Annotated in this window: 12 protein-coding genes; 3 read left to right on the top strand and 9 right to left on the bottom strand. The window is 58.3% G+C overall.

Features of this window, described 5'->3' with window-relative positions:
• Nucleotides 1–11: 11 nt before the first annotated feature.
• Nucleotides 12–635 (bottom strand): flavin prenyltransferase UbiX, encoded by a 624-nt coding sequence (locus JIF53_RS06715; RefSeq protein ID WP_199452121.1) that lies wholly within the window; start codon nucleotides 633–635, stop codon nucleotides 12–14.
• Nucleotides 628–2,022, bottom strand: a complete 1,395-nt coding sequence (gene mpl / locus JIF53_RS06710) for a UDP-N-acetylmuramate:L-alanyl-gamma-D-glutamyl-meso-diaminopimelate ligase (RefSeq protein WP_153740884.1) — start codon at nucleotides 2,020–2,022, stop codon at nucleotides 628–630. The genes JIF53_RS06715 and mpl overlap by 8 nt, the downstream gene beginning before the upstream one ends.
• Nucleotides 2,023–2,166: 144 nt before the next feature.
• On the opposite strand from mpl, the gene JIF53_RS06705 reads away from it, so the two are divergent.
• Nucleotides 2,167–3,429: a 6-phosphofructokinase gene (locus tag JIF53_RS06705; protein ID WP_199452120.1), complete on the top strand. Its 1,263-nt coding sequence runs from the start codon at nucleotides 2,167–2,169 to the stop codon at nucleotides 3,427–3,429.
• 74 nt (nucleotides 3,430–3,503) lie between these two features.
• On the opposite strand, the gene JIF53_RS06700 is transcribed toward JIF53_RS06705, so the two are convergent.
• Together JIF53_RS06700 and JIF53_RS06695 are read right to left on the bottom strand one after the other, a co-directional pair.
• Nucleotides 3,504–3,758, bottom strand: a complete 255-nt coding sequence (locus tag JIF53_RS06700; RefSeq protein WP_011785863.1) for a GrxA family glutaredoxin — start codon at nucleotides 3,756–3,758, stop codon at nucleotides 3,504–3,506.
• A 154-nt stretch (nucleotides 3,759–3,912) separates the two neighbouring features.
• Nucleotides 3,913–6,039, bottom strand: coding sequence for a methyl-accepting chemotaxis protein (locus JIF53_RS06695; protein ID WP_199452119.1), 2,127 nt, complete (start codon nucleotides 6,037–6,039; stop codon nucleotides 3,913–3,915).
• Nucleotides 6,040–6,097: 58 nt separating this feature from the next.
• Here JIF53_RS06695 and JIF53_RS06690 point away from each other — a divergent pair, with 58 nt between their 5' ends.
• Nucleotides 6,098–6,523 (top strand): YqaA family protein, encoded by a 426-nt coding sequence (locus JIF53_RS06690; protein ID WP_199452118.1) that lies wholly within the window; start codon nucleotides 6,098–6,100, stop codon nucleotides 6,521–6,523.
• Here JIF53_RS06690 and JIF53_RS06685 read toward each other — a convergent pair.
• Nucleotides 6,520–7,926: an ABC1 kinase family protein gene (locus JIF53_RS06685; RefSeq protein ID WP_014420672.1), complete on the bottom strand. Its 1,407-nt coding sequence runs from the start codon at nucleotides 7,924–7,926 to the stop codon at nucleotides 6,520–6,522. The genes JIF53_RS06690 and JIF53_RS06685 overlap by 4 nt on opposite strands.
• 253 nt (nucleotides 7,927–8,179) lie before the next feature.
• Between JIF53_RS06685 and JIF53_RS06680 the strand changes: the two genes are divergently transcribed.
• Entirely contained in the window at nucleotides 8,180–9,274 is a 1,095-nt protein-coding gene (locus tag JIF53_RS06680) for a GGDEF domain-containing protein (RefSeq protein ID WP_199452117.1), read from the top strand.
• Here the strand turns inward: JIF53_RS06680 and lipB are convergent.
• From lipB to JIF53_RS06660, 4 genes are read right to left on the bottom strand one after another with little or no spacing between them, the layout of a single operon-like run.
• Nucleotides 9,262–9,900 (bottom strand): lipoyl(octanoyl) transferase LipB, encoded by a 639-nt coding sequence (gene lipB / locus JIF53_RS06675; RefSeq protein WP_014420669.1) that lies wholly within the window; start codon nucleotides 9,898–9,900, stop codon nucleotides 9,262–9,264. The two genes, JIF53_RS06680 and lipB, sit on opposite strands and share 13 nt — an antisense overlap.
• Before the next feature lie 2 nt (nucleotides 9,901–9,902).
• Nucleotides 9,903–10,181, bottom strand: coding sequence for a YbeD family protein (locus tag JIF53_RS06670; protein WP_394132853.1), 279 nt, complete (start codon nucleotides 10,179–10,181; stop codon nucleotides 9,903–9,905).
• A gap of 32 nt (nucleotides 10,182–10,213) precedes the next feature.
• Nucleotides 10,214–11,377: a D-alanyl-D-alanine carboxypeptidase family protein gene (locus JIF53_RS06665; RefSeq protein ID WP_416234183.1), complete on the bottom strand. Its 1,164-nt coding sequence runs from the start codon at nucleotides 11,375–11,377 to the stop codon at nucleotides 10,214–10,216.
• 57 nt (nucleotides 11,378–11,434) lie between these two features.
• The gene (locus tag JIF53_RS06660) at nucleotides 11,435–12,322 is read right to left on the bottom strand and encodes a septal ring lytic transglycosylase RlpA family protein (RefSeq protein ID WP_199452115.1); all 888 of its coding nucleotides are present in this window, start codon (nucleotides 12,320–12,322) and stop codon (nucleotides 11,435–11,437) included.
• Between the last annotated feature and the right edge of the window lie 16 nt (nucleotides 12,323–12,338).

Below are 12,338 nucleotides of genomic sequence, written 5' to 3'. Positions count from 1 at the left end.
CCCGGAACGGATCAGTTGGCTTTCTTTTCGCCCCAGCGGGGTACCAGGGTTTGCGGAAGATCCAGATGGTCGAGAATCCGGGCCACCATAAAATCGACCAGATCATCTACCGACTGCGGGTTGTGATAGAACCCGGGGCTCGCCGGCATCATCACCGCGCCCATGCGGGTGAGCTTGAGCATGTTTTCCAGGTGCACTTCGGAATACGGCGTCTCCCGTAACACCAGAATCAGCTTGCGGCGCTCCTTCAGGGCCACATCGCCGGCGCGCTCGATCAGGTTATTGCTGGCCCCGGTCGCCAGAGCCGAGAGCGTGCCAGTGCTGCAGGGGCATATCACCAGCGGCGCCTTCTCGCCGGAACCGGAAGCCGGTGGAGAAAACCACTCCTCCCGGCCAAAGACCTGTACCTGACCGGGCTGCGCACCGGCGAAGTCCGACAAGGCCTCTGCCATGGCAGGCGTGGAACCCGGCAGCCGAAAATCGGTTTCAGTCGCGATCACCACCTGGGCCGCCTTACTGATCATCATGTTCACACGGCAACCGTTGGCTACCAGGCACTGCAACAGACGAAGCCCGTACTGGGCTCCGGACGCGCCGGTAAACGCCAGATTAACAACCGGTGATTGTTCAGCCACGACGCTTCTCCAGTTCCGCCACCAGTTTCCGATGAATGCCGCCAAAACCGCCATTACTCATGATCACGATATGACAGGTCTCTGGCAGTCCCTCCAGCGCCTTCTCAATCAGTTCCTCCACCGACGCCTCCACCCTGTGATGATCCAGCTCACCATGTTCCGCCTGCCAGCTCCCCACCAGTTCCGGCAACCAGTCCATATCACTGAGATTACCCCAAAGCACCCGATCCGCCAGTGCGGCACTCGGGATCAGCGTCTGCTTGTGCACACCCTGCTTCATGGTATTGGAGCGGGGTTCGATAATGGCCAGGATGGGCTCATCTCCCACCCGATTGCGCAATCCCTCCAGGGTAGACGCAATCGCGGTTGGATGATGGGCAAAGTCGTCGTATACGCGCACACCGCCGATTTCGCCCACCAGCTCCATTCTGCGCTTCACTCCAGAGAACCGGCACAACGCCGCCACCGCATGGTCAGGCGTAACGCCCACATGACGGGCAGCGGCAATCGCCGACAGGGCATTACGCACATTGTGCAAACCGGTCAGCCCCCATTTCAGGGTCGCAACCGGCTGCTCATGGTGGATAACCATGAAGCGGCTGCCATCCTCAGCCAGAAGCTCAGCCCGCCAGTCCGCCGTGCGGCTGATCTCGCTGCCGATAGCCGTATCCTGCACCGGGCTCCAGCACCCCATCTCCAGGGCATTATCCAGGTGGCTGTCCAGGGCAGGTCGAATGATCAGGCCCTGAGACGGTACGGTACGCACAAGGTGGTGGAACTGACGCTCGATGGCTTCCACGTTTTCGAAAATGTCGGCGTGGTCGAATTCCAGATTGTTCAGAATCAGGGTATTCGGGCGGTAGTGGATGAACTTGGAGCGCTTGTCAAAGAACGCGCTGTCGTACTCATCCGCCTCGATCACAAAGAAATCACTGCTGCCCAGCCGGGCAGACACCGGAAAGTCCTGGGGCACACCGCCTATCAGGTAACCGGCATCAAAGCCGGCCTGGTCGAGAATCCACAGCAACATGGCCGTTGTGGTGGTTTTGCCATGGGTACCGGCTACGGCCATCACCCAACGGTGGCGCAGGACCTCCCGGGCAAGCCATTCAGGGCCAGACATATAATCAATGCGCCGGTTGAGCACTGCTTCCACTTCCGGGTTACCCCGGGACATGGCATTTCCGATCAGCACCAGATCCGGTTTCGGCTCCAGGTTCTCGGGCCGGTAACCTTCTGTCAACGCAATGCCCTGGGCCTCCAGCTGAGTACTCATGGGAGGGTAAACGCCCTGGTCCGAACCGGTCACCTTATGCCCCAGCTCCCGGGCGATCACCGCCAGACTGCCCATGAACGTGCCGCAAATGCCCAGAATATGTATATGCATTAAGGTTGTGCCTCCGGTTTGAAACCTGCCAAGCCTCTACCATACTTTCTGCGCGGTCAAGAGCCGGCATATGCTCATGAAAAACCGCGGTGTTTGGCGTATCATCTGCGCCATCGTTGAACCAGCAGGAGGCTTCAGCCCGAGATGGCTATCAAGAACGCATTTTATGCCCAGTCTGGCGGGGTCACCGCCGTTATCAATGCCAGTGCTTGCGGTGTTATCCAGACCGCACGCAAACATCCGGACCAGATCGGCAAGGTCTATGCCGGCCGTAATGGCATCATCGGCGCGTTGAAAGAAGAGCTGATTGACACCAGCCTGGAATCTGACGACGCCATCCAGGCCCTGATCCACACGCCGGGCGGGGCTTTCGGCTCCTGCCGATACAAGCTCAAGAATATTTCCGAGAACCAGCGCGAATACGAGCGCCTGATTGAAGTGTTCCGGGCCCACGACATAGGCTACTTTTTCTACAACGGCGGCGGTGATTCCCAGGATACCGCCTACAAGGTCTCCCAGCTGGCCGACCGCATGGGTTACCCGATCACCTGCATCGGCGTGCCCAAGACCGTCGATAACGACCTGCCCTTCACCGACTGCTGCCCCGGCTTTGGCTCCGTGGCCAAGTACATTGCCACGTCCACCCTGGAAGCCAGCCTGGATATCAAGTCCATGTGTGAAACGTCCACCAAGGTCTTCATTCTGGAAGTGATGGGACGCCACGCCGGCTGGATTGCAGCCTCCGGTGGGCTGGCCGGACAGGGCGAGGGCGAACCGCCCCACATCATCCTGTTCCCGGAAATTCCGTTCAACCGGGAGAAATTCCTGGAGCGGGTGGATCAGTGCGTGAAGGACTATGGCTACTGTGTGGTGGTGGCGTCTGAAGGTGCCCAGTACGAAGACGGTCGCTTCGTTGCCGATGCCGGTGCCAAGGACGCCTTCGGCCACACCCAGCTCGGTGGCGTTGCACCGGCGCTGGCAAATATGGTGAAACAGGCCCTTGGCCACAAATACCACTGGGCGGTGGCAGACTATCTGCAGCGTGCAGCCAGACACATTGCCTCCGCCACCGATGTGGAGCAGGCCTATGCGGTTGGCAAGGCTGCTGTGGAAATGGCCCTGGCGGGCAAACAGGCGCTGATGCCCACCATCGTGCGGGATCAGGCCAAGCCTTATCGCTGGTCAATCGGCGAGGCCAATCTCTGCGAGGTGGCCAACCAGGAAAAGAAAATGCCGATCCACTACATCACGGACAACGGCTTTGGTATCACCCAGGATTGCCGGGATTACCTGCAGCCGCTGATTGCCGGTGAAAGTTTCCCGCCGTTTGACGACGGCCTGCCCAGGGTTGCCAAGCTGAAGAACCAGCTGGTGGAGAAGAAACTGCGGACCGAGTTCGAACTCTGATCCTGCCCTGCAGCCCTACAAAAAAGCCCGGCCAAAATTGCCGGGCTTTTTTTAACGCTACAAACGGCTGCGACCTAACTGGCCGTTTGTGCCTCATGGCGACGGACATACGCCGAGAAATCGTCGAAGCCACCCACATACTCGGAACCCACCAGAATCTGGGGCACCGTGTAGACCGGATGACCGATACGGTCGGCAATATCCTGTTTGCTCATGCCTTTCTCGATCATGTCCACCCACACGTAGGGGATGTTTCTGGATTCACACAGGTCCCTTGCCCGAACGCAAAAACCACAGCTTGAACGGCCATAAATCGTGACCTGCTCCATACAAACCTCCTGACTCAAAGGGTAGTGAGTGGCTGGCACTCTTCGCATCTATAGTGTCGCAATGATGGCATGGCGAGCACCAATTGAAAATTGATCCTCGCCATGATCATGATAGTAGCTGACGATACCGATATCGCCTTGAGAAGGGGCAGCCTCAGGTTTTCAGGCGACCCAGTTCACGGTCGAGCACCTGGACCTGGCCATCGAGTGCATCGCCACTCTGCCGGACCCGTTGCGCCAATTCCCGCAGGTCGTTGGCCGCATCACCAATGTGGGTCAGGTTCCGGTTAATTTCCTCGCTCACCGAGCTCTGCTCCTCAGCGGCGGTGGCCACCTGGGTCACGTGCTCAACAATAGTGGCGATACGTTCAACCACCGTCGCCAGCGAGTGGCTGGCTTCCCGGGTACCCTCTACCGCGCTGGTGGCCCGCTCGACACCGGTTCCAATGACCGTTACCGCACCGTCCACGTCGCCTTTCAGGCGCTCGATCATTCCACTGATCTCATCCGTAGATTCACGGGTTCGGGACGCCAGCGTGCGAACTTCATCGGCCACCACCGCAAAGCCACGCCCCTGTTCTCCGGCCCGGGCAGCCTCGATAGCCGCATTCAGTGCCAGCAGATTGGTCTGCTCGGCAATGCCACGGATCACTTCCAGAATCCGATTAATTTCCTCACTGCGCTGGGCAACATGGCCAATGGCCGAGCTGGCCTGATCCATATCGCCGGCCAGTGCATCCACACCCCGCAACGCCGTACCCAGTGTGTCCTGGGTAAACTTGATGCCGTCCCGGGCCGCCCGGGCATTATCTGCTGCCTCGCCAGCAAAGCCGGCCACTTCCCCGGCCGCCGCGGACATTTCATTCATGGCGGTCACGACGCTGTCGATATCCTGGTGCTGGCGGGCGGTCTGCTCATCGGTATCCCGTGCAATGACGCCAACATCCGAGGCCTGCCCCCGAACCTGGGCATTCACGTCTTTCAGGTCGTTGATCATTTCCCTCAGACGGGCCAGGAAGGCATTGAAGCCGCCCGCCAGGTCAATCAACTCGGCATGGGTGTCAATATCCAGTTCACGGGTAAGATCGCCCTCGGCACTGGCCAGATTGCGCATGCGCTTCCGGATCTCGTCCAGGGGCCGGGTAACCGAGCGCACCAGCAACACCAACACAGCAATCGCAAGTACGACCACCACAATGCCCACCACGGTCTGGCGGGTGGCAGTGCTGGTTACTTCGTCTGACAGCAACGCCGTTATTTCATTCACACTGGCCAGAGCCGTATCACGGGGCAGTTCGATCAACAGCGACCACTCGGCGCCCGGCAACGCCACCTTGATGGGATAGGACACGGCAAGAATCTCACCATTGTCGAAACTGCCCCCGTTGCGGTGCAGCGATGTAAACTCGCCGGCCAAATCCGGCAGAGCTTCCCTCAGCGGCCGCCCCAGTTGCTCCTGATAATGACTGGAAGCCGCAATCAGGCCTTTCTCGCTCAACAATGTCACCCGTGACTGGCCGTCAAAGAGTTCCTCGCTGACACCGGCAATGGTCGACTGCAGTGTCGACAGATTGATATCGGCACCCACCACCCCGGCAAACTCGCCGTTGTTAATCACCGGCACCACCAGGCTGGTCATCAGCTCGGAGTAGCCCTCTTCAACCTCGTACTCATAGGGCTCCATCAGACAGGGCTTCAGGGAATCACGGGAACACAGGTACCATTCGGCCTCACGGATTCCGAACTCATTGCGGTTTTCCAGGTATTTGGTGGCAGGGTCTTCGGTCCTGCTGAATACCACGTCGCCAGCCGGGTCCCGATAGTAGTAGATCTCCAGGGTACCCTCATCACTGCTGTGTTCTTCCACGCCGCCGGTAAAGTAGATGTCCTGACCGTCATAACCATCCGGCTCAAACTGGGCATAAATCGAACTCAGGTGCTTCTGTTCCTCGAGCACAGCCCCAATGTTTTCCTGAAGGTCGCGCCGGCTGATCCTTCCGGAGCTGTCCGCTTCGATATTTCGGGTAATCAGGCTGCGAACCACCTCCGGGGTCTGGTAGGCGGTTTCGAATACCCCGGTCACCAGCTCACCGTATTTCCCTGCGGTAGCGCTAAGCTGATCCATGACGATACTTTGTACCGTGCCCCGGGTTTCCCGGGTCAGCCGTTCCTCCATGGAACTGAGGGAAAGCTGGGCGGTGATGACAATACTCACCCCCATGGTCAGCAGCAGTGCAATCACCAGGGCGTAGAGTTTTACGCGCAGAGAGAGTTGTTTCATGTACATCGAAACCTTTTTCTGTGAGGCTTAACCAACATCCTAGAGCATGGAGGCGTTTTTGGCCTACCTGACCCTGTTCCTGACATCTTTTGCCGCGGCAACGCTGCTGCCTGCGTATTCGGAAATACTGCTTGGCACTCTGGTCAGTCAGAATTACCCGCTGTTCTGGTTGTGGCTATGGGCAACCATGGGCAATACCCTGGGGTCAGTGGTTAACGGGCTTATCGGCCGGCAAGTGGATCGCTTTAAGCACAAACGCTGGTTTCCCGTCAGTGAACTGCAATTACACAAGGCGCGAAACCGGTTCAATCGCTATGGGCAGTGGTCGCTGCTGCTGGGCTGGCTACCCATCGGCGGCGATGCGCTGACTCTGGTGGGCGGCATTATGCGGGTCCCCTGGCTGAATTTTATTGTTCTGGTGGGGATTGGTAAGGGACTGCGCTATGCCTTCGTCATCTGGGTGGTGCTGACCGCGTCTGGCTAGGCAGCACCGCTCCCATAGAGGTATTTTCTCAACAAGTCCTCGCCGTTGAACTCGGAGTGCAACACCGCAATGAACGTGTAAACCCCGATCAGTTTTCGATTGAGGAACACGAATTCCTTGGGGGGTACACGAAAATAGCGGCTGATGGCAGACCTGGCGGCCTGCTTGGCCACTCTCGAGGGCAAATCGCTCTGTTTCCAGCGGTACTGGCCATGGCTGTTGACGGCATAATCCGGCCACTGACTGCGATCCTTCGCCAGGGGTTCCAGTACTGACATACAGACCTTGCCAAACTTGTCCAGCACCTCCGCCGGCCAGTCCCGGCTCATGAATCTGAGCTTGATTCCGCCCTCAACAACCTGCTCCAGATCTTCCTCATAGGAAGCCCTGATCATCTGGATGACCGGCTTCAGAAAGTCAGACGAGTAACTCTGCACGGCGCCAAAATCCAGCAGGACAATCCGGTCAGTTTCCGAATCACCACCCTGTTCGCCCGCAATACGAATCCGGTAGTTGCCGAAATTCGGGTCGGTCTGGATCTCACCCCATTCAAATAGTTCCCGGAAAAATAATTCCAGGGCTGCCTGGCCCAGGGCACTGCGTCGCTCCAGTGGCAATTCACGAACCGCCACTGAACTGACCGAATGGCCGTGCTCATAGGTCGAGGCAATAATATGATCCGTTGAAAATTCTGCCAGCACTCTTGGCACCACAAAGCGTGGATCATGGCTTAGCATCTGGCGGAACTTTTCGGTGGTACGGGCCTCCAGCCGGTAATCCACCTCCCGGTGCATCATTTCCCGGACTTCTTCCAGCCAGTCGTTGAATTCAGGGCCGAAGCTGACCAGCCGCGCCACTTTGAGCAGATGAGCCACAGCGTTCAGATCACTGTCGACGGCATCGGCAACACCGGGGTATTGTACTTTGAGCACAAGCTCCAACCCGTCGCTACGGCGCACCGCACGATGTACCTGGCCCAGTGACGCAGCTCCTATAGGCTCCGGGTCAATATCGAGTTCAGAAAGCCGGCTCTCCCCCAGTTCGGCTTTGAGCACCCGCTCGATGGCCGGCCACTCCAGAGAGGTGGTCTGGTCTTCCAGAGTGTGCAGCGCCTCAGTGACTTCTTCGGGGAGAAAATGCTCGCCGTATAGCGCCATGACCTGGCCGATCTTGACCACACTGCCCTTGAGCCGGCCAAGTTCGTCCACCAGAAACCGGGCCTGACTGGAGAGCATTGCCCGATGCCGCTGCTCCCGGGTTTCCTTGTTGCTGAACCAGTTAGTCGCCATATGGGACGCCATGCGCGTGCCTGCGAACAGTCCGGCTCTGGTCAGCGACAACCTGCGCTCAAAACTGCCGGTCTTGATACGGGAGACGGATTTTCCGGGTCGGCTGGAAGACATGAAAGACCTGTTTCTGTCAGGAAATGTGAATGCCTGCAATACATCTAACCATTATACGGATCTGCGCGCGCGACTACCTAACCCAGTCGTCGCGCCGGCGCTGCCCCTGCAGCCAATGTGTACAAACTTCGACCAATTTAAAAGAGTCCGTGACATCGGTTACGTTTTGACACAGTCACAGTTCACAAAGCGGTCTAGTATTGGCAAGCAGGGTTTCTGTGATATTTATCAACTACAACAACATCACTCACGCATGAATCAGCCCGCTTCAGAAACGCCAGACGCCGAACTGTCGCAGTTTCGCGTCAAAGGCGAGATACCGGTTCCGGCCCTGATCAACGGCCTCACCTGTGCGGCAGTGCCGTTGCTGGTGTTTTTTGCCTGGCGCTCATCCGGCCACGGTGACCCGCTGACCTCTCGACTGCTGCTGGCCTTTGCCGCCCTTCTGGCAATCAATGCGATCGTCTTTCTGAGCCTGGGCCACAAAACCCTCCAGCGTCGGGCATTCATTACCCTGATTATCGCTCTGTTTACCTACCTGGCCATCCAGGCGGTTGAAGACGGCTCGGCCATCATCTGGCTGTTCGCCTACCCCCCGATCATTTTCTATATTAGTGAAGCCCGGGTGGGCATACTGGCGTGCCTGGGCGGATGGCTGGCCGTGTTGTTCCTGTTCAGCCCATTGGGCGATGTGGTCTTTGACTCGCCCTACAGCACCAGCTTCCGGCTTTCCATGATCATCGTGCTGGCTTTCGAAATGGCCACTTGCTACATCCTCGACCAGAGCCGGCGGCGGAGCAAGCTCGGTTTGATCCGGCTGGCAGCGGAATTCGAGTACGCCGCCAAGCACGACGCTCTCACCAGCCTGGCCAATCGCCGCGAAGCGCTGGAACAACTGGAAACAGAATATCAGCGCTATCTGCGCAACGGACGCGCCTTCTCGGTTCTGCTGATGGATATCGACCTGTTCAAGAATGTGAACGATACCTACGGCCACCAGGCGGGCGACGACATGATTGTGGTGGTTGCCCGCACCGTGACCGGCCAGAGCCGCAAAGTGGACACGATCGCCCGCTGGGGCGGAGAAGAATTTCTGGTACTGCTACCGGAAACCGCCCTGGCTGAAGCCGCCGCTACGGCAGAGCGAATCCGTTCAGCTGTGGCGAGCCAGGCCATTGACTGCGCGGGCAAGCGAGTGACCGCCACCATCAGCATCGGCGTGGCCTGTATACAGGGGTCGGAGTCGATCGATCGCCTGCTGCAACGGGCCGATGAGGCGCTGTATCAGGCCAAGACGCTGGGGAGAAATCGCGTGTGTCAGGCTACTGAGGCGCTTCACCAGCCCTGACGTTGCTCCACCTGACAATGGCCCAGGCCTTCGACCAGCTCGCTCACCAGCCGGCGTTCCAGGTCATAGACCGAGGCTCCGGCCTCAAAATCACTGACTTGGCACATGGACATACCCGCGTAGCCACAAGGGTTGATTCGGGAGAAGGGTTCCATGTCCATGTTCACATTCAAAGCCAGGCCATGGAAGGAGCAGCCCCGGCGGACCCTCAAACCCAAGGACGCAATCTTGGCGCCATTCACATAGACACCCGGCGCATCTGACCGCGGTGCTGCTTCGATGCCGCCTTGGGCCAGGGTACGGACAATCGCCTGCTCAATGGCACTGACCAGGTTACGCACCCCGAGTTTACGCCGGGTCAGATCAATCAGCAGGTAGATCACCAACTGCCCGGGGCCGTGGTAGGTCACCTGACCACCACGATCCACCTGAATTACCGGAATGTCTCCTGGCAGAAGGATATGCTCGGCTTTGCCCGCCTGCCCCTGGGTAAACACCCTGGGATGCTCCAGGCACCAGAGCTCATCCACGGTGGCCTCGTCCCGGTTGGCGGTGAACGATTTCATCGCTTCCCAGGTTTCCATGTAGGGCTGTTGCCCCAGTGACCGCACGATGAGGTCAGCCACGGTTACAGCACCATGTGAACGCGGCCACTGGCCTTCAGTTCTTCAAACAGTGCTTTGAGCTGATCTTCACCGGTCGCCACAATTTTCAGCTGAACCGAAGAAAACCGGCCTTTACTGCTGTCGGTCACCGAGATGTCCGCTTCAGACAGTCCCGGGGCATGCTGCTCAACGACCTCCACCACAAATTCGGTGAAATCGGGCGCAGCATGGCCAATCACCTTGATGACGTAGTCACAGGGAAACTCGATTTTTGGTGCTTTCGGCTCAGTCATGCCGCACATTACTCCCGGCTAAGGCAAACAGCGCCTCAACCTCAGTTAAACAGTTGAACAAAAAACAGCTTGATGGCATCCCAGATGCGCTTGAACAAACCGCCTTCAGGCACTTCGGTAAGTGCCAGCACCGGCTCATCCACCAGGGTTTCACCATCCAGAACCACACGAACACGGCCCAGCTCATCTCCCACCTTAATGGGCGCTTTTATCACGGAATCAAGGTCGACCACCGATTCCAGTTTCTCGCGGGAGCCACGGGGAATGGTGACATAGATATCCTCCGGCATGCCTACCGACACCTCATCCGCCTGACCGCCCCACACTCTGGACGCCATCAGCTCCTGACCGGCACGGAACAGCCGCTCGGTTTCAAAGTAGCGGAAGCCGTAGTTGAGCATTTTCTGCACTTCCTGGGCCCGGGCCTCAGAGCTGCTGGTACCCATAACCGTAGCAATCAGCCGGGTCTCACCCCGCTTGGCCGACGCCACCAGGCAATAGCCGGCCTCTTCCGTGTGCCCGGTTTTCAAACCATCAACGCTGTCATCCCGCCACAGCAGGCTGTTTCGGTTGGGCTGACGAATATTGTTGTAGGTGAAGTGCTTCTGCGCATACAGCGGGTAGTTTTCCGGATAATCCTGGATAATATGCCGTGCCAGGACCGCAAGATCGTAGGCGGTTGAGAAATGGTCTGCGGAGGGCAGGCCAGTGGCGTTTTCGAAGTGGGTATCTTTCATGCCCAGCAGTTGCGCCTGCTGGTTCATGATGTCCACGAAAGCCCCTTCACTGCCGGCCACAAACTCGGCCAACGCCACAGACGCATCGTTGCCAGACTGGATAATCACACCCTTGAGCAGATCCTCAACGGACACCGAGGTGCCTTCCTGCACGAAGGTTCGGGACCCCTCTGTGCGCCAGGCCTTGACACTGATAGGTACCATATCCGACATGGAGATACGGCCTTCATCCAGCTCGCGCTCGACAATATAGGCCGTCATCATTTTGGTCAGACTCGCCGGTGGCAAACGCTCATTGCTATTGTGCTCCATGATCACACGACCACTGAGCGGATCCATCAATACCCAGGAGCTACCGGCAATCTGCGGCGGAGACGGAATCAGTACCGCCTGCGCCGAGGCCTGCCCGCTCATCAGCAACAGGGAAAAAACCAGAAACAGGGTTCGAGTTACAGTCTTGAAAGCCATGGATAGTTTCATTCGTCGTCAGATGCTTGTCTTATGTTGGTTCTGAACTCAGTCGGTTCAGTGCGAATCGGTCAGTACAATGGACTGCCGGAACCCTCTGGATTCCAGAAGGTTCTGAGCGTAGCGCGCGTCGCCCTCGCTCTTGAATGGCCCCACCTGAACCCGATGGAACCGGCCATTATCAGTGGTGATCTCCCGGACTCTCACAGGATTATCCAGCACTCCCAGCAGACGCTCACGCATGGCCTCAGCCGGATCCCGCTGACTGAATGCGCCGAGCTGGACAAACAGCCCCTCACCGGCGGCCAGCTCTGTTGTTCCGGAAGCCGGCGAGGCAACCACCGGAGCCTGGCCAGCGGCATCAAACGGCTTGCCAGCCAGAAACATGGCGCCGTCCGGACGCACCGTAATAGCAGCCACTTCAACCCTGGCGGTACCACGGGATTGATAGCCGAGCTTCTTGGCAGCGGCATAGGACAGATCGATCAGCCGATCCCCGTGGAAGGGGCCGCGATCGTTCACACGGACAATCACCGAACGGCCGTTATCGAGATTGGTCACTCGCGCGTAACCCGGAATCCGAAGGGATTTGTGTGCCGCCGACATGGCATACATGTCGAACACCTCACCGTTGGAGGTCTTGTGGCCGTGAAATTTCTCGCCATACCAGCTCGCGGTGCCGCGCTGCACGTAGCCGTCGTTACTGTCCATCACATGATAGCGCTTGCCCCAGACCGTATAGGGCGACTTGTTGCCAGCCGACCGTGGCTGCTCATATCGGGGTGTGGCATCGGCCAGGCCACTGGCGTCAAAACTGCCCGAAGGAGCCCGATCCTGCTTAATGGTGTAGCGTGACGAGTGGTCAACTTCAGGACTGCTGGCACAGCCGGCCAGCAAGGCAGCTAAAGCCAGTGCGGGAATCCGTTTGTCAGAGACCTTGACCATGTCTGTTCACTACCCC

Source organism: Marinobacter sp. bablab_jr008 (genome assembly GCF_016464145.1).
Taxonomy (GTDB): Bacteria; Pseudomonadota; Gammaproteobacteria; order Pseudomonadales; family Oleiphilaceae; genus Marinobacter; species Marinobacter nauticus.
This window is presented reverse-complemented; position numbering and strand designations above follow the sequence as displayed.

Bases quoted from the DNA above. Each gene is read 5' to 3' on its own strand.
- JIF53_RS06685 (WP_014420672.1), bottom strand. From the start codon at position 7,926: ATGTCTTCCAGCCGACCCGGAAAATCCGTCTCCCGTATCAAGACCGGC.
- JIF53_RS06695 (WP_199452119.1), bottom strand. From the start codon at position 6,039: ATGAAACAACTCTCTCTGCGCGTAAAACTCTACGCCCTGGTGATTGCA.
- JIF53_RS06660 (WP_199452115.1), bottom strand. From the start codon at position 12,322: ATGGTCAAGGTCTCTGACAAACGGATTCCCGCACTGGCTTTAGCTGCC.
- JIF53_RS06705 (WP_199452120.1), top strand. From the start codon at position 2,167: ATGGCTATCAAGAACGCATTTTATGCCCAGTCTGGCGGGGTCACCGCC.
- JIF53_RS06670 (WP_394132853.1), bottom strand. From the start codon at position 10,181: ATGTGCGGCATGACTGAGCCGAAAGCACCAAAAATCGAGTTTCCCTGT.
- JIF53_RS06665 (WP_416234183.1), bottom strand. From the start codon at position 11,377: ATGGCTTTCAAGACTGTAACTCGAACCCTGTTTCTGGTTTTTTCCCTG.
- mpl (WP_153740884.1), bottom strand. From the start codon at position 2,022: ATGCATATACATATTCTGGGCATTTGCGGCACGTTCATGGGCAGTCTG.
- JIF53_RS06700 (WP_011785863.1), bottom strand. From the start codon at position 3,758: ATGGAGCAGGTCACGATTTATGGCCGTTCAAGCTGTGGTTTTTGCGTT.
- JIF53_RS06680 (WP_199452117.1), top strand. From the start codon at position 8,180: ATGAATCAGCCCGCTTCAGAAACGCCAGACGCCGAACTGTCGCAGTTT.